The organism is Virgibacillus kimchii (genome assembly GCF_055379185.1).
Genome location: NZ_AP043951.1, coordinates 2,548,268 through 2,564,098 on the forward strand (window position 1 = coordinate 2,548,268; position 15,831 = coordinate 2,564,098).

Here is a 15,831-nt window from a genome sequence, read left to right on the forward strand (position 1 = left end):
TCATTTTAAGATTGAAGGAGGAGAGGAGTGTTAAATTTATTGAAAAGATTTATTGTTTTTTTTGGGGCATGTATTATTCTGATGGGTGCTGTTTTTAATGTTAGTGATGTAAGTAATGGTACGATCGAAGGTAAAATGCATGAACTTTACGCTGAATCAGATCTAGATGATGGGAGGCATATTGGAGGGGAGCATTAGTATGGAGTGACAATGTATTGTTTATTATTCTATCGACGTGGCTTCAACAGCAACATTTAATTTTATTGTATAGTTACTCAATCCCTATTTAATACTGTAAGAACTTAAAAAAAGTCAAATAAACAATCAGATGAGTCTATAATAATACTATACGAGGTGGATTACCATGAAAAAGAAATCTAATATAATTATGATTACTTTGATTTTACTGTTCTTGCCTTTCACTGTTGCTAATGCAGGGTCTCTAGATCTTGAAACTATTGAAGGAAATGCATTGGATAAAGGTAACTTTAATGAAGAGAATGTAATTGAGGTTGACTTTGATTCTCCAAATTCAGATGAGGTCAAATTAAATTTAACACCTGACTTTAACGCAGATTTTGAAGATTTATTGGATCAATTAAAGAATCAAAGTGAAGAATATAGTAATCTAAAAAATGAACTCACATCAAGTGAATCAGGTCATAAAAATAATGATTTAAAAATACAATTAAAAAATGAAGAAGATAAATTAGAATCTATAGCAGAACACCTTCTTTCCTTACGCTATACAGATGATAAAAATAGACTAAGACAGCATATTATTGATATAGCAATGGGTGAAAATTATGAGCTTGACAACGCAAGCGATCCATACGTACTCACCATGGGAGTGAGTTCAAGAGCTAATACCGGTAACTATGCATTTGAAGACTCAACTTTATTTGGTGATACAAATTATAATCATGATTTACAAAATAATACATCAGGAGTCCAAACTACAGAATTCTATCTTCCTACTACTGCAAATGTACATTCAGGTGCTTATATACTAACACAAGAAGGGAATAGCGAGGAACCTGCATTATACCCAGATATAAGCTGGAGGGCCTTGACATTTAATGGTACTTGTCGTACAAGCATACAGGAGGATAATTCCACTGCGGGATTTAATATAAGAAATATTTTTTATGACGTGAGTTCAAATACCGCATATTATCATGAATATCTTAGGGATTATTGTACTACATCTGGACAATATAAAGAGTTTGACGAAGGTCCACATAGAGTGACAATGCCTGAAATGTTAATGACAGCAAACCATTTATATTATATTTATATGGATTCATTTGCCGAAAGCTTTTTAGGTAGTGCTCGTGCTTTGGATGGTGGTCTTGGAACTCGTTGGGAAGCCATTGATATTATCTTTGACTAGCTGAGAATCCGAAGAAAAGAACTCTATTATTTGTTATGAAAAATTTAGTGAATCATGGATTTTTTAAATACTAATCTCATTTTAGTATCTTTATTAAAAAATCTACTATCTAAAATGTTTTTAACTTTAATTACCTTCGTACATGAAAATTATACGTAGACAGGTATAACGATGGGGAGGTAGTCGCTTGTCGCCTAGTCGCCTCCCCAAATCAATGATATACTATAGGTACATTTTTTTACTTTAAGGAGTTGTATTATGTTTTTATCGTTGTTTATAGAAATTGCTCCTGCTTTACTTTATTTAATAGGAATCATTATTTCTGTACAGGGTAGAAAAGCTGGCTCTCCTATTTATAAGGCTACATTTTGGTTTTTCCTAATATTTTTGATAGACAAAGTTAGTTCCTATATTTACATTTTATATTCAGATGAACTTATTTTTTATTTGCAGGAGTTGGATATCGTTGTATCCACAGCTTTTTTTTATTTATCTTTGCCAGTTGAGTTATTAAAACTTCTAGCTATTTTATTACTTGTTATTTCTTTATTTAAATCGCTTAAGAGACAAAATGTGAATAATTCTAAATAGAATACGCAGGGCCTTTTTAGGCGTTATTTTTCAAACCTTTTGTTCATCCTATTTCGATCAAAATATCGAGGCAATGTAACTTTTCACAAAAATATGACCTTTATTTTTTTGTTAGCAAAACTAAAAGAAGGGTACATCGCAAAAAACTCTTTCAAAATAACCGTTGACAATTGCAGATGATGTTGAAATCTTCAATAGATCAGAAAATGTAGATGGTATTTTTTGGAGTCGAGAGTATGCTGGTATTACCAGTGGTAACATTTTAAGTAATATCGGAAGAGCCATTCTAGTTTGGGTTGAACCAGGTAGTAAAATCTTTTCATCATACGAAGCGCTCACTGCGCCTACAGAAACAGAAACTGGTAATGACACATATACCTATTACGACACTGTCGAAGGACAAGAAACTGCATATGGAGAAGTGATTGATGAAATTGGATTATTTGATTCAGGAAGTCTAAGAAACAACAATGATTATTTATTGATAATGGCCCAAGGTACAAATGTTGATCCAATTACACAAGGGTTTAATTACACTATAGTATACCAATAATAAAACGTTAACTCGTCCTTTTCAGAAGCCAGAGGCCGAACTGGAAGAAAATCTGTAAAAAGGGAATACTAACCTAAGCCCTTCAACATTAATTTTTTTGGGGGGCTTAAATTTATTTTATATTGTATCTCAATCTTCTTAAGCCGTTTATTGATCTGATAATGAAATATTATACCCTTCTTACCTTTTAATCAACCGTATGTAAGACTTATGGCAAAAGTCAGGACAGACATACAAGGGAGGAAACTTATGAGCAAGAAAACCTTTCTTTTCACCACTGGATTTATTATTGTTATTGTTGCTGTAATAATGACAAATTTTTTATCAGAAGAAAATGAAATGATTGTAAAACAAGAGGATGTGGAACTTAATATACTAAACATTGAGCAGCTGGATGATAATAACTATTACATAACTGCCGAAATAATAAATCATAGTTCTTTGGCTTTAGAAGAAAATCATATTTTTATAAATGAAGCTTATAATTTTTCAGATGATCACAATCAATCCACCTCCTCGTCAACTAATGAAATTAGCTCTTCCGCGACCGAACATGCAAATGAACAGAAAGAAACCAACGTTGCGATTGAGATTGATGAACAAGACGGTACTTTTAATCAGGTACTAGCGAATAACTCTGTACAAATAGGAATAAATTTTGAGTTTTTAGAGGATGATTATGAGGCAATACTATTGATTTTCCGTAGCGATGCAATTCGAAATAGTAATAACGTCGTTCAAACATACTTTACAACTTTAATTGAAGCGGTTTCAATTAATGAAATAAACTAAAAGGATTAACAAACTTATAGAATTCGGTCCACCATAAATTGTTGTATTTTTTCAAGTATTGGATGTTAATATTTAAGAGGGATAATATGATCTGGTTAAAATTCGGAATAATTATATTAATTATGGCTATCATTATCACTATAGTTAAACGTTTATTAAGAAAAACGCTCAAAATAGAGAAAGTAAGAAGAAAGCCTTTTTCATATAATCATATAAACGAGTTGTATAAAAGTTGATTGGGGTTAAGGATTATCACTATGATTATCCTTTTATTTTTCCTTGGGTATGTAATAAATAATCCTAATATTTCAATTTACCTAATTGTTATTGTAGTAGTCCTTTTAAGCGTTTGTGATTACATCGTAAGAGCATTTTTTGAATGGAAATACGCAGAAGAACCAAAACAATTCATTTTAACAATAACTGAAATGCTTTTGGTCGTAATTGCTACTGTAATCGTTGTTAATTATAACTTGCTTGGTCTTACATTATAATTTAATCTTTTGAGGTGTCTTGGCTATCTGGAGAGAAGCAGAACAGGCTTAATCTACTATCGGGCAAATACTTGAATAAAGTTTATTGTTATTGAAAGGGGGAAATATAAAATGAGACTAATCCTTGGGACAATGTTAGGATTTTACATCTTAAATTTTTGGATTTTCCCTATAATAAATCAGGTTATCTTCCCTTGGGGAGGGGTTGCCGAAACCCACCTACAACCTATTTATTCGGGAATGATATTACTCGCTGGGCTAATTGTTGCTTGTACAAAAATTTTATTAGAGAAAATAAAAGATTATTGAGCGGAGTAACAAGCATGAAACTTAAATTTAGACCACTTATTAATGTAGTTTCATTTATAGTTATTTTCCTGATTTTATTCCGTATAGTCAACTACATAGCGGATCTATTTTTTTATGATAGAGCCCTCTCCTTCTTTATAGGTTTAATTTCACTTATATTAGCGTTTGTAATTTCATTTATTCTTAGCAGAATCGTAACTGATTGGCTGGAAGACTTGGCTAAAAGAGATTAGTTGATCAGACTTTTATGTAACATCCGCTGTCGAGCCTCGTTATATTTCTTCAAATTTATTCGGAAAGAGTACATCGAAAAAAAAACCTTTCAAAATAACCCTTGACAAACCCGCAACTTTAATCCTATAATAATCGTAATCTAAAAAATTAAATCTCTTATCAAGAGCGGTGGAGGGAATAGGCCCTGTGAAGCCCGGCAACCTGAAGGCAAGTAATACTTGCTTTTTACGGTGCTAAATCCTACAGATCAAGTCCGATCTGGAAGATAAGAGGAGGACCGGTTACATAACACCCTCTTCTTAGGAAGAGGGTTTTTATATTTAACTCGTCTTCCTCCAGATAACTTTAATTAAAAACAAACAACTCAAGGAGGAATTTTTCATGTCTCAATTTCATTACCAAAAACCAGAAACAGTATTACTTCACGGTGGCCAGGAAGTGGATCCTACTACAGGTTCCCGGGCGGTGCCAATCTATCAAACGACATCCTATGTTTTCCGTGATACGGAGCATGCACAGAATTTATTTGGACTTGCAGAACCGGGTAATATTTACAGCCGGATCATGAATCCTACCGTCGGCGCTTTTGAAGAGCGGGTGGCTCAACTGGAGGATGGGGTTGCTGCGGTAGCTACAGCTTCCGGAATGGCTGCGATCACCTATGCCATTTTAAATGTGGCTAAAAGCGGCGATGAAATCATTGCCGACAGTAATCTGTACGGCGGAACGTATAACCTTTTCGTTCATACATTACCGCGCTATGGCGTAAATGTAAAGCTCGTCGACGGCACAGATGTTAACGCCATTGAAGCAGCCATCACCGATAAAACAAAAGCAATTTTCGGGGAAATCATTACAAACCCAAGCCTGTACATTTTTGATGTGGAAAAGGTGGCGGAAGTTGCCCATAAACACGGTATCCCTTTAATCATTGACAACACATTTGCCCCACTTTCCAAACCAATTCACTGGGGTGCGGATATCATCGTTCATTCCGCAACAAAATGGATTGGCGGACATGGTACGTCCATTGGAGGTGTAGTAGTTGATGGCGGCCGTTTTGCCTGGGACAATGGAAAATTCCCCGGATTCACCGAGCCGGATGAAAGCTATAACGGACTTCGTTTTGTCGATGTAGGTCCAGCAGCCTTTGCCACCAAATTACGGGTACAGCTGCTCAGGGATACTGGTGCATCATTAAGCCCGCAAAATGCATTTCAATTTTTACAAGGGCTGGAGACACTGCATTTACGTATTGAGCGTCACAATGAAAATGCACTGGAAACAGCGAAATATCTAAAGAAACACCCCGCTGTTGCATGGGTGAATTATCCCGGCCTGAAAGAGCATCCATCCCATGAACTGGCGAAAAAATATTTACGTGGCGGTTTTGGCTCCATTATCACGTTTGGCATTAAAGGCGGCAGAGAAGCAGGAAGAAAATTAATTGACAATATTGAGCTATGGTCGCATGTAGCCAATGTGGGTGATGCGAAATCGCTGATTATCCACCCTGCTTCCACAACGCATCAGCAGTTAAATGAGGACCAGCTGGCTTCAAGCGGGGTAACAGAGGAACTTGTACGGCTCTCTGTCGGCCTGGAATCAATACAGGACGTTCTCTATACACTGGATCAGGGAATTGCCAAGGCAACCGGTGAAGAAGCGGTATTCGAGGTATCAGAGGAAGCAGCTTCCAACTGGTTATTCTCCTCTCCATTTGACCGCAGTGAAGGCGCACCAAGGCAAAAAGTGATTGCCGTGGCAGAAGCTGACAAGGCCGGAGAAACAGCAACCAAACTGGAAGCATTTGGCTTCAAGCTGGTATCCATCGGGGAATCGGAAGAAGTTTCCGGCATTGAAGAAGTGGACCAGGTAGATGCTGTATGGGTCAATGGCGCAAAGCTGCCGGCAGGTACGATAGAACAGTTTATTAATAAGCAGGGCAAAGTTCTTTTAGTGGAACAGCCTGAAGGACATGAGGAAACCATCGACCATGCACGCGCAGCGGGGATTACAGTAATCACCGGGAAAAATCCGCTTGATGAAGTAAATCGCCTGCGTGGCGGACAGTCATCGACCGTGGTTGCCGGGAATTAGAATGTTAATACGGAAGGCATACACCAGTGTAGATTGGTGTATGCCTTCTTTATTGTTACTATGAATGATTGATATAATTAACACAGGTTTTTCACAAGAAAGGCTATTTATCTATCGTTATCCTTCCATTATTTGTCCGCAATTTTATTTCGTGTTCCCCGTTTCCAATCACTGTATCCCAATCTGTGTTTCCAAAGACCGTGATCCTTCCGTTATCCGTCCGGGCATCAATAACCGCATTTGTTGGTTCCTTTTCCGTCTTTACCGTGATTTTGCCATTATCTGTTTCCATGTTAATATCACGATCCAAATCATCAGCTGTAAGTGAAATAGCCCCATTATTGGATTTGCCTGTGACATCCCCTTCCACATGGTTCAATTCAATTTTACCGTTGGACGTTCTTACATCGGCAGCCACCGCCATAACCCTGTCTAATACAACACTTCCATTATCCGTTTTTGCCTGTATTTCATTAATTGACAGATCCTCAGCCTGAAAAGCGCCGTTATCCATCTCGGCAGTGAGAGATTCATACCTTTTATCCGGCAAGTATATATTCAGTTCCGGTGAACCTGAAAAGGGATTAATGCGGAAAAATTTCCTTTTCTCTTTAATCTGGATCATTAAAGTACCCTCATTTGTTTCGATCGAAAAACTGGGTTCCTCCCCTTCTGTAACTATGCCTTCCAGATTAAGTCTGACTTGTTTCGTATCTGCCGGAAAAATATTTACGCTTCCATTGTCGATGTGAATATCGATTCTCTCTATATTTTCCCCATCCACTTCTCTTTCCGCTGCCAACGTCATTTCATCACTGAGGTTGAAAGTAAAAATAGCTCCGATGACGCCAACAGCGATTAACAATAATGCCAAAAGGGTCATTTTTTTTACATTACGCATGCTTCATCCCTCCTTTTACAAGTTTTGCATTAAAACGCAAATAACGTAAAAACCATTTGGAAAACAGCTGTGTCACATACAACATCCCGAGCAAGAGAAGCAACCCTGCACCTAAAAGCGCAGTGGAAGTAAACAGATCAAACCATAAAAATAATTCCGGTGAAATAATGGCTTGGATGAGTACAAGCGGCAGGGAAATGATAAATGCGAAAGCGGTAATCCATCCGGCAAAAACAATGCCAACCAGTGCAATGAATGGACCGAGTACAAAAACCAAATTGAAAAAACCCAACCCTACCGTTGCCCAGACTGCCCGAAATATATTTCCCACGGAGGAAGACTCCTCCACCTGGTCGAGATAATAAGCAGCCTTCATTTCCTTGGCAATGTGTTGGGGTGAACCCAGTGACTTTGATATTTCTTTCTCTGTTTTCCCCGCTTCTCTTCCAAGGGAAAAATGCTCTTGAAAATCCGCCAAAATATCTTCCTGTTCTGTTTCAGGCAACTTTTGCAATCCTGCTCTCAACTTCTCTGTAAATTGCTTTTCATTCATTCGGTTCACTCTCCTTGATCACTTCATTTACTCCAGCGGAAAACCTTATCCATTCTTCACGCAGTTGGGTTAAGTAATCCCTTCCTTTTTGTGTAAGACGATAATATTTTCTTGATGGTCCTTCTTTCGACTCCTGAAGATAGGTAGTGAAGTATTCCTCCTTTGCCAACCTTCTTAGCAATGGGTACACCGAGCCTTCCGATATGGCAATTCGCTCGGAGATTTTTTGCACAAGCTCATAGCCGTACCGGTCTTTCTGCCCCAACAATGCCAACACACACAGTTCCAGAACACCCTTTTTAAATTGTATGTTCATGTTCCGTACTCCTTCTTTTTTTACTACTATACATTATATAGTACTGTATTAATTATTATACACAAACTACTATATAAAGCAAGGTACTGAGCAATATTAATTTAAAAATTTTGAATTGAGGGGTCTGACCCCTTCCATGTTTACACTTCAATACTTTTGGAAAAATTATAAATAGTACGGTGCAAAATGTTGATTTACATACCTTAACTCAACGGACATCCCATCCTCTTGATGTTTGACGGAATTTTCCGAATTGTGGGGTCTGACCCCTTTAAAAAATCCTTTCTAAAATTGGTTATACGTGAGACAATAATGGGTATGAGCATATACTATTAACAAACATCCAGGTGTGATTGTGTTGAAAAAGAAATTGTATTTGATTGCTGTTATTGTCTTTGTATTAGCTGCTGCAGCATTATTATATTATATAAGTCAGCCCTCCGTGGATTTTGAAAATGTAAGCCTCGAAGTAGAAGAGGAAGATTCCGTCCCTGAAGATGAGGAAAATCATCAGATGGAAACGTTGGAGGATGAGCAGGAGGAAGAAGAGGAGCAGGAAGAAGATATACAATCTCAGTTACCGCGCCCTTTGTCAGAGGCTGTACATGCAGCCGTTGATTTCTTTTCCGGGAGAACCTTGCACATCTTGGCCCTTGGTGATTCTCTTACACAAGGAGTGGGAGACAGTCGTGGTCAGGGAGGCTATGTAGGTCTGCTGGAACGATCCATTAATGCGGAAGAAGAACTTGCCTATTTTGAGAACTTAGGCAGGCGAGGTACCCGCAGCGACCAGCTGCTGCAAAGGCTGGAAGAACCGGAAACAGAAGAGGCAATAACGGATGCGGATATTATTCTTGTTACAATAGGAGCAAATGACGTCATGCGGGTGCTCAGGGAAAATATTACGGATTTGGATATACAGGATTTCCTGCATGAAAATGGTCTTTATGAAGATAGGCTTTATAATATCTTTTCACAAATAGAGGACATTAACAGTAGAGCGGAAATTTATTTGATTGGTATTTTCAATCCATTTGACAGGTACTTTCAGGAAATTCCCGAGTTGAATAAAATTGTAGATGAATGGAATAAATCCGGCGAAACTGTTGCAGAAGATTTTGATGCAATAACGTTTATTCCTATCGAGGATTTATTTGATGATCATGATGATGATTTGTTTGCAGAAGATAATTTTCATCCGAATGATGAGGGCTACCGGAGAATTGCCCAACGTGTCCTTGACTATTTAACAGATGAAGAAGGATGATAGACATGCCGAACAGGGCAGATAAAAGAATGAATAAATATAAGTGGAAGCGGTCTTTTTTTATCCTGCTTGGCTTTAATATATTGGTACTTCTCATTGTGATTGGGCTGATTTTTTGGCCTGTGTCCGAAACGGATTATTCCACATTCCAAACTGACATAACGGAGGAAAGTTCAGAGTTTGTCGTCAGAACAACAAAGGAAAATTTAAATGAACTGGTGAACGCCTATATAGATCAATTATTAATAGGAAGTGACCATCGCTACCGGGTTGAACTTGATGAGGATGTTCATTTAATCGGGGAGCTGCCCGTGTTTTCCTCCACGGTCCCTTTATCCGTCCATTTTGAACCGATTGTACAGGACAATGGTGACTTGGTCCTTCAGCAGCGTTCCATTTCCGTTGGTCTCCTGGAATTGCCAAACCAGCGCATTATGGACTATATGGAACGCTATTTGCCGATGCCGGAATGGGTGAGTATAAATCCCGCAGAGGAAGAGATCTACGTTGCTGTAACCGACATGGATATTCGCAGTAACTTTGTCGTTGGTGTGGAAAATATTGATCTGGAAGGGAACAACCTGGCTTTTAAAATCAATGTGCCTTACCGGACCCTGGGGATCGATCTCAATGGATTTGAAACCGGACAATAAATGCCGATATCGAGTAGGTGACTAACCATTAATTGGTTAGTCGACCTCTCACACCACCGTACGTACGGACCCGTATACGGCGGTTCAACCTTTTAAGTATCGTGACTCATAGAGTTGAGACATGTCTTTAAGTCCCCATTTTGTGAGTCTTTCTTTTGTTATGGCACGATGGATGATGTCATTCTTCGATGCTCTCCAATATCCTTTACGGGTATTAGATAGTTTCATCGCATCATCATGGCTTATCCCATATTTGCGGAGCATCTTATATTTCGTGCGTACACGCTTCCATCGTTTCCAAATTAATTGTCTTAATCGATGATTTAGCCATTGTTGTAAATCTTTGATGAATGTCTTCATATTTGATATACCATAGTAATTAATCCAACCTGTTGTAGTTTGATTTATTTTTGTGATTATTTCCCCGAAAGTTCCTGGTCGTTTCCGACTGGTTAGCTTCCTTAACTTATCTTTGAACCTTTGTTTTGCCGACCTGCTAGGCCGGCTACCTACTTTCCCATTAGATTCTGTATGTTGAATCCGAGGAAAGTAGCCGATGTTGCTCCACAAACTTTGCTTTTCTTTTGGTTAATAGTTAGCCCTAAGTCTTTTTCCAAGAATTTAGTGATACTTTCCATGACCCTTTCGCCGGCACGCTTGCTTTTAACATAAATAACGAAATCATCCGCATATCTTATAAAATGGTGGCCCCGTTTTTCCAGTTCTCTGTCCAACATATTAAGGTAGACATTTGCTAAAAGCGGGGACAACGGGCCGCCTTGTGGGGCACCTTTTGTTGTTTCAATATAAACATCTTTATCAAGGATGCCGGAACGCAAAAATTTCCATATAAGTTTGAGGACTACTTTATCTGGAATAAAGTATTCAAGATAAGCCCTTATCCTTTGGTGATGGATGGTGTCAAAGTAGCTTTTCAAATCGCAATCTACAACGGTTCGGTAACCCTCTTCATAATATACTTGTGCTTTCTCAATGGCTTGATGTGCATTCCTTCCTTTACGGAATCCGTAACTGTTGTCTGAGAAATGTGGATCAATAATTGGGTCAATGACTTGAAGAATAGCTTGTTGTACTACTCTGTCCAGGACACTTGGTATACCCAAGTATCTTTTGGTACCATCAGATTTTGGAATGGCAACCCTTTTTACTGGTTGAGGTTGATAACTTCCATCCCTTAATTTCTGTTTAAGTGGTTGGTAATATTTAGTCATGTGACCTTTTAACTGATAGACTGTTATCCCATCTACACCCGGTGCTCCTTTATTTGAGAACACCTTTTCATATGCTTCCCGTAAGTTATTATCGGAAATTACTTGTTCGATTAAGTTGATACCATCTTGTTTCTCCATATCCATGCGACATCCCTGTGCTCTTCTATGTACCCTTCCGTTTCCAACGTATCTATCCATAGATAGTCATCTCTTCGGCAAGTGCCACGATGATTTTCTGCACTTAGGCGGCGATGTCTGCACCTCCTTGTTCCTCAAGATTTAAGGTTGTTCAGCCCTTCATTTCCATGGAAATTACTATGGCCTCTGCTGACTTCTCACGATTCATCGAGTTATCACTAACCCGATTGTTAATTAAATAACCCTCGTGAGACCTCCCCGGGTAAGAGCTATAACCTTCCTCCCATGTAACTGCTGCATCTACTTCCTGGAACTCGTGCAGTATCGGACTTTGTTACGTAGTGCCAACTCGTCCATTCCAGATAAGCCTTATATACAATTTCTGTTCGTCAGTTCGGGAGTTTGCTTCCAGCTTCCTTCAGATTCCGAATCGCTTCGGACACCCTTGCCTTCAGCTAACAGTTCCTACTGCCAAGCCTGTAGTGGACTTTCACCACCAAGTTATAGCCCATGCCGGGCGCACACCAAAAACAAGCTCAGCACCGGGCTGAGCTTGAACTATTCATTTATCCAAACACTTCTCACCTATACACATCCATCATCTTTTCTATCTTTTCTTTCACCGTGACGACCAGATGCTCCGGCTCCAATACTTTCGCTTTATGGCCCCAGGTTAAAATCCAGTTGATTAACCCATCCGATAATTTGGCTTTCGTGGACAGGACAAAATGATCTTCGTCCTCTGCTTTAATATCCACTTCCCGGCCAAACCTGTCCAACACGACATTCACTAGATCATTGTGAAAACGGATTTTAATCCGGATCTCTTCTCCGGCAAACATATGAAAGCTTTGATTCACATAATTTTTCAAATCAAAATTTTCCTTTTTGAACTTTTTATCGTAAATGCTTATATTCCGCATCCGATCCAGACGGTAATGCCTTACTTCGTCCGTTCGGCGGAAACGGCCGATTAAGTAATAATAATCATTCTGCCAAATTAATGCATAAGGATCCACAAAATAAATTTCTCCATCACGGTTAAACTCAAACTCCTTATCCACATTAAATTTCCCGTATTGGTAGGCAAGGACTTGCTGGTCGGAGATGGCGCGATGGACAAAATCAATATTCAGCTTTACCTGTTCATAGTCCATATTTGCCGACTGACTGAACACAACAGGCTCCGGCAATGTTTTAGCAATATGCCTGCTCGTTAATTGTTTCACCTTTTTTATCAGTTTTTTCTTTTCGTTTGTGGTCACAAATCGTGCAGACAAAATAGCATCTATAATCAAACGAAGCTGATATGTTTCAAACAGCCTGGACTGATGGCTGTACAAGATCTTTCCGTACTTCCCTTCATTCTGCATAATTTCAAAGTCAATTTGATCCAGCACTTCCAGGTCTCTTTTAATGGTCCGGTGATCCAATGGCTTGTCCGGAATAAATTGGCGGAGTTTTTCCGCTATCTCATTTATTCCCAGTTCATGTTGTTCATCGGTCTCTTCAAATAATAATTCGCGTAATTTTAATAATCGATAATTGCTTCCTTTTTCCATGTGCAGCTCTCCTTGTGTTAAATTGGACAGTGTGCGTTTATGTATGTTTTATGTAAATAATGGAGGCTGGAGGCAAATAATAACATCCAGCCCTATAATAATACAGGGGATGGCGGACTATTTATGCTCGTATTAAATCAGCCATAGGCGTGATTACTATTATAATCGGTATGTTCGACCTTATTTTCCAATTGCGGCATGGCTTTCGAATAGCCGGCAAGCTTTCCTTTATATAACAGTTTCAACGTCTTATGTGCGCGGATATCAGCCGGTGTAACGAAACAGTCCGGTTTGGAAAAATTGAATACGTTCGTATCTTTAGTTACTGTAGCGACAAATTGGGAACAAAACAAGGCACATTTCCGGTTAATTTCAATTTGCAGCAGAATACCAAACAAGCCAATGAAGTTATATTTATAATAATTGCTTTTCTCTTCAATTTCCTTTATATTCCGACTTATTATTTCACACTCTGCTGATGTTACTTTACAGCTGTAGATTTCACAAACAGCATTTCTGAGAAAATCACAGTTAATATTTTCTTTTACAAACCCGCCAATAAAAGGATTTTTTTCATTTTTTCTGCCAAAACTATACACTTCCTGCAATGCTTCGTCAAATCCGATGGACACATGATTATACGGATGGCCTGTAATACGATTGATTGCTTTGGCAAGCAGACTTCCCGTATCGGTAAAAAGAAAATAAATATCTTTTTCCTCCACTCCCTTTCCCCCTCTCCCCGATAAAATACCCCTGTTATTCAACTATATTCGAAAACGTTGTATTCGCCAAGCCTTTTTGACGAATGCTTTCGGTAATTATAAATTAATTCTCTTCTATGATGTATTACTTTCACAGTATTTTCCACCTGATCAAGAGAAGTATTTTCATAAATGTTTATTCCTGCAATATTGACGAAAACCGATAAATACCGTAAGCTAGCGGTGTTACTATTTATTTAATGGAGGTAATTATAACGGATGATCAATGTAACGAATGTTAGTTTACGATATGGTGATAAAAAGTTATTTGAAGATGTCAATCTGAAATTTACTCCCGGCAACTGTTACGGTGTGATCGGAGCCAATGGTGCCGGTAAGTCCACTTTTCTTAAAATACTCTCCGGCGAGATTGAACCACAGACAGGATCAGTGTCCCTTTCCCCCGGTGAACGGATTGCCGTATTAAAACAGGACCATTTTGCCTATGAGGAACATCAAGTCCTCGAAACTGTGCTGATGGGCCATGAAAAATTATACGCCGTAAAACAGGAAAAGGATGCCATTTACATGAAAGGCGACTTTTCCGAAGAAGATGGCATGCGTGCTGCGGAGCTTGAAGGTGAATTTGCGGAAATGAACGGCTGGGAGGCAGAGTCCGATGCAGCTGTACTGTTAAAAGGATTGGGACTTCCCGAATCCCTTCATCACATGCAAATGGCGGACTTATCCGCAGATGAAAAAGTAAAGGTGCTCCTTGCCCAGGCTTTGTTTGGAAATCCGGATATTCTACTGTTGGACGAGCCGACAAACGGACTGGACATCCATGCCATTCAGTGGCTGGAGGAATTTCTGATCAACTTTGAAAATACGGTAATTGTTGTTTCCCACGACAGACACTTTTTAAATAAAGTATGCACACACATCGCGGATGTTGACTTTGGAAAAATAGAAATTTATATCGGCAATTACGATTTCTGGTATGAATCCAGTCAGCTTGCTGCCAAAATGGCACAGCAGGCCAATAAGAAAAAGGAAGAAAAGATTAAAGAATTACAGACTTTCATCGCCAGATTCAGTGCCAATGCGTCGAAATCAAAACAGGCTACTTCCCGAAAGAAAATGCTCGATAATATTACACTGGATGATATTAAACCATCCTCCAGAAAATATCCATATATTGCCTTTCAGCCTGAACGGGAAATCGGCAATGATTTACTGCGGGTGGAAGGACTGACCAAGACAATCGGCGGCAAAAAAGTGTTAAATAACATCAGTTTTACGATGAATAAGGACGATAAAATTGCCCTATTGGGGAAAGATGATATCGCCAAAACAACATTGTTTAAAATATTGATGGGCGAAATGGAACCGGATGCCGGCACCTATAAATGGGGCGTCACGACCTCCCAATCCTATTTCCCAAAGGACAATGCAGCTTATTTTGAGAACAACGACCTACCGCTTGTTGATTGGCTGCGTCAATATTCTCCCGAGGATGAAACAGAAACATTCCTGCGAGGATTTCTGGGAAGAATGCTGTTTTCCGGAGAAGAAGCTTTGAAGAAGGCAAGCGTCCTGTCAGGTGGAGAAAAAGTACGCTGCATGCTGTCGAAAATGATGCTCTCCAATGCGAATGTTTTACTTTTGGATGAGCCGACCAACCACCTTGATCTGGAGTCCATTCAGTCATTGAATAATGGCCTGATTAACTTTAAAGGATCGATTCTGTTTACCTCAAGTGACCATCAATTTGTGGAAACGATCGCAAACAGACTAATTGAAATTACACCAAACGGCATCATCGATAAAGAAATGACCTACAACGAGTACGTATCTGACGAACAGTTGCAGAAACAGGTAGAAGAAATGTATGGAAGCTAAGAGGAACAGAGGGGCGTTTCTAAAGTTACCATTAACTGAAAACTGAACTTGAAGGGCTATTCTCCTGTTCCGCTTAAAGATTTCTCCCTGTCGATGGGAACGGCTGCAGGAGATGATTTACCCATTTCCAGGCAGTT

Annotated in this window: 18 protein-coding genes and 1 riboswitch; of the genes, 11 read left to right on the top strand and 7 right to left on the bottom strand. The window is 39.0% G+C overall.

The features are described 5' to 3' along the window. The first annotated feature begins 27 nt into the window (after positions 1 to 27). The 8 genes from ACZ42C_RS12265 to ACZ42C_RS12300 all read left to right on the top strand — a co-directional run bounded on the left by ACZ42C_RS12265 (position 28) and on the right by ACZ42C_RS12300 (position 6,466). Positions 28 to 198: a hypothetical protein gene (locus ACZ42C_RS12265; protein ID WP_461180880.1), complete on the top strand. Its 171-nt coding sequence runs from the start codon at positions 28 to 30 to the stop codon at positions 196 to 198. A 166-nt stretch (positions 199 to 364) separates the two neighbouring features. Further along, positions 365 to 1,393 carry a hypothetical protein gene (locus ACZ42C_RS12270; protein WP_461180879.1) on the top strand — a complete coding sequence of 343 codons (1,029 nt, stop codon included), beginning with the start codon at positions 365 to 367 and terminating at the stop codon, positions 1,391 to 1,393. Positions 1,394 to 1,651: 258 nt separating this feature from the next. Then, on the top strand, positions 1,652 to 1,984 hold the full coding sequence (locus tag ACZ42C_RS12275; protein ID WP_461180878.1) for a hypothetical protein: 333 nt from the start codon (positions 1,652 to 1,654) through the stop codon (positions 1,982 to 1,984). Positions 1,985 to 2,147: 163 nt separating this feature from the next. After that, positions 2,148 to 2,537: a hypothetical protein gene (locus ACZ42C_RS12280; protein WP_461180877.1), complete on the top strand. Its 390-nt coding sequence runs from the start codon at positions 2,148 to 2,150 to the stop codon at positions 2,535 to 2,537. Positions 2,538 to 2,786: 249 nt separating this feature from the next. After that, entirely contained in the window at positions 2,787 to 3,329 is a 543-nt protein-coding gene (locus ACZ42C_RS12285; RefSeq protein ID WP_461180876.1) for a hypothetical protein, read from the top strand. A gap of 236 nt (positions 3,330 to 3,565) precedes the next feature. Then, a complete protein-coding gene (locus ACZ42C_RS12290; protein ID WP_461180875.1) occupies positions 3,566 to 3,823 on the top strand; it encodes a DUF4181 domain-containing protein in 258 nt (85 codons plus the stop codon). Between the two features lie 111 nt (positions 3,824 to 3,934). Further along, positions 3,935 to 4,132: a hypothetical protein gene (locus ACZ42C_RS12295; protein WP_461180874.1), complete on the top strand. Its 198-nt coding sequence runs from the start codon at positions 3,935 to 3,937 to the stop codon at positions 4,130 to 4,132. Between the two features lie 387 nt (positions 4,133 to 4,519). Continuing rightward, positions 4,520 to 4,638: riboswitch (SAM riboswitch) on the top strand. Positions 4,639 to 4,747: 109 nt separating this feature from the next. Then, complete coding sequence (locus ACZ42C_RS12300; protein WP_461180873.1) at positions 4,748 to 6,466, top strand: PLP-dependent aspartate aminotransferase family protein; 1,719 nt, start codon at positions 4,748 to 4,750, stop codon at positions 6,464 to 6,466. A 103-nt stretch (positions 6,467 to 6,569) separates the two neighbouring features. Here the strand turns inward: ACZ42C_RS12300 and ACZ42C_RS12305 are convergent, their stop codons facing one another. The 3 genes from ACZ42C_RS12305 to ACZ42C_RS12315 are packed head-to-tail and all read right to left on the bottom strand — an operon-like array spanning position 6,570 to position 8,236. Next, complete coding sequence (locus tag ACZ42C_RS12305) at positions 6,570 to 7,367, bottom strand: DUF4097 family beta strand repeat-containing protein (RefSeq protein WP_461180872.1); 798 nt, start codon at positions 7,365 to 7,367, stop codon at positions 6,570 to 6,572. After that, positions 7,360 to 7,920, bottom strand: a complete 561-nt coding sequence (locus tag ACZ42C_RS12310; RefSeq protein ID WP_461180871.1) for an HAAS signaling domain-containing protein — start codon at positions 7,918 to 7,920, stop codon at positions 7,360 to 7,362. The genes ACZ42C_RS12305 and ACZ42C_RS12310 overlap by 8 nt, the downstream gene beginning before the upstream one ends. Continuing rightward, positions 7,913 to 8,236, bottom strand: coding sequence for a PadR family transcriptional regulator (locus ACZ42C_RS12315; protein WP_461180870.1), 324 nt, complete (start codon positions 8,234 to 8,236; stop codon positions 7,913 to 7,915). Before ACZ42C_RS12315 ends, ACZ42C_RS12310 begins: the two co-directional genes overlap by 8 nt. 355 nt (positions 8,237 to 8,591) lie before the next feature. Here ACZ42C_RS12315 and ACZ42C_RS12320 point away from each other — a divergent pair, with 355 nt between their 5' ends. Both ACZ42C_RS12320 and ACZ42C_RS12325 read left to right on the top strand, forming a co-directional pair. After that, positions 8,592 to 9,503 carry an SGNH/GDSL hydrolase family protein gene (locus tag ACZ42C_RS12320; protein ID WP_461180869.1) on the top strand — a complete coding sequence of 304 codons (912 nt, stop codon included), beginning with the start codon at positions 8,592 to 8,594 and terminating at the stop codon, positions 9,501 to 9,503. Positions 9,504 to 9,508: 5 nt separating this feature from the next. Beyond that, the gene (locus ACZ42C_RS12325) at positions 9,509 to 10,156 is read left to right on the top strand and encodes a YpmS family protein (protein WP_461180868.1); all 648 of its coding nucleotides are present in this window, start codon (positions 9,509 to 9,511) and stop codon (positions 10,154 to 10,156) included. Positions 10,157 to 10,240: 84 nt separating this feature from the next. Here ACZ42C_RS12325 and ACZ42C_RS12330 read toward each other — a convergent pair whose 3' ends face one another. The 4 genes from ACZ42C_RS12330 to ACZ42C_RS12345 form a co-directional block, all read right to left on the bottom strand. Further along, entirely contained in the window at positions 10,241 to 10,726 is a 486-nt protein-coding gene (locus ACZ42C_RS12330) for a group II intron maturase-specific domain-containing protein (RefSeq protein ID WP_461180867.1), read from the bottom strand. Continuing rightward, a complete protein-coding gene (gene ltrA / locus ACZ42C_RS12335; protein ID WP_464891267.1) occupies positions 10,666 to 11,532 on the bottom strand; it encodes a group II intron reverse transcriptase/maturase in 867 nt (288 codons plus the stop codon). The genes ACZ42C_RS12330 and ltrA overlap by 61 nt, the downstream gene beginning before the upstream one ends. A 575-nt stretch (positions 11,533 to 12,107) precedes the next feature. Next, positions 12,108 to 13,088, bottom strand: coding sequence for a helix-turn-helix transcriptional regulator (locus ACZ42C_RS12340; RefSeq protein WP_461180865.1), 981 nt, complete (start codon positions 13,086 to 13,088; stop codon positions 12,108 to 12,110). Between the two features lie 137 nt (positions 13,089 to 13,225). Continuing rightward, positions 13,226 to 13,813 (bottom strand): hypothetical protein, encoded by a 588-nt coding sequence (locus ACZ42C_RS12345; protein ID WP_461180864.1) that lies wholly within the window; start codon positions 13,811 to 13,813, stop codon positions 13,226 to 13,228. A gap of 258 nt (positions 13,814 to 14,071) precedes the next feature. Here ACZ42C_RS12345 and ACZ42C_RS12350 point away from each other — a divergent pair, with 258 nt between their 5' ends. After that, positions 14,072 to 15,694: an ABC-F family ATP-binding cassette domain-containing protein gene (locus ACZ42C_RS12350; RefSeq protein WP_461180863.1), complete on the top strand. Its 1,623-nt coding sequence runs from the start codon at positions 14,072 to 14,074 to the stop codon at positions 15,692 to 15,694. The last annotated feature ends 137 nt before the right edge of the window (positions 15,695 to 15,831 follow it).

What these genes read in the sequence shown, in the direction of transcription:
- ACZ42C_RS12300 (WP_461180873.1), top strand. Translation starts at nt 4,748, where the DNA reads ATGTCTCAATTTCATTACCAAAAACCAGAAACAGTATTACTTCACGGT.
- ACZ42C_RS12275 (WP_461180878.1), top strand. Translation starts at nt 1,652, where the DNA reads ATGTTTTTATCGTTGTTTATAGAAATTGCTCCTGCTTTACTTTATTTA.
- ACZ42C_RS12295 (WP_461180874.1), top strand. Translation starts at nt 3,935, where the DNA reads ATGAGACTAATCCTTGGGACAATGTTAGGATTTTACATCTTAAATTTT.
- ACZ42C_RS12305 (WP_461180872.1), bottom strand. Translation starts at nt 7,367, where the DNA reads ATGCGTAATGTAAAAAAAATGACCCTTTTGGCATTATTGTTAATCGCT.
- ACZ42C_RS12350 (WP_461180863.1), top strand. Translation starts at nt 14,072, where the DNA reads ATGATCAATGTAACGAATGTTAGTTTACGATATGGTGATAAAAAGTTA.
- ACZ42C_RS12310 (WP_461180871.1), bottom strand. Translation starts at nt 7,920, where the DNA reads ATGAATGAAAAGCAATTTACAGAGAAGTTGAGAGCAGGATTGCAAAAG.
- ACZ42C_RS12285 (WP_461180876.1), top strand. Translation starts at nt 2,787, where the DNA reads ATGAGCAAGAAAACCTTTCTTTTCACCACTGGATTTATTATTGTTATT.
- ACZ42C_RS12340 (WP_461180865.1), bottom strand. Translation starts at nt 13,088, where the DNA reads ATGGAAAAAGGAAGCAATTATCGATTATTAAAATTACGCGAATTATTA.
- ACZ42C_RS12270 (WP_461180879.1), top strand. Translation starts at nt 365, where the DNA reads ATGAAAAAGAAATCTAATATAATTATGATTACTTTGATTTTACTGTTC.
- ltrA (WP_464891267.1), bottom strand. Translation starts at nt 11,532, where the DNA reads ATGGATATGGAGAAACAAGATGGTATCAACTTAATCGAACAAGTAATT.
- ACZ42C_RS12315 (WP_461180870.1), bottom strand. Translation starts at nt 8,236, where the DNA reads ATGAACATACAATTTAAAAAGGGTGTTCTGGAACTGTGTGTGTTGGCA.
- ACZ42C_RS12325 (WP_461180868.1), top strand. Translation starts at nt 9,509, where the DNA reads ATGCCGAACAGGGCAGATAAAAGAATGAATAAATATAAGTGGAAGCGG.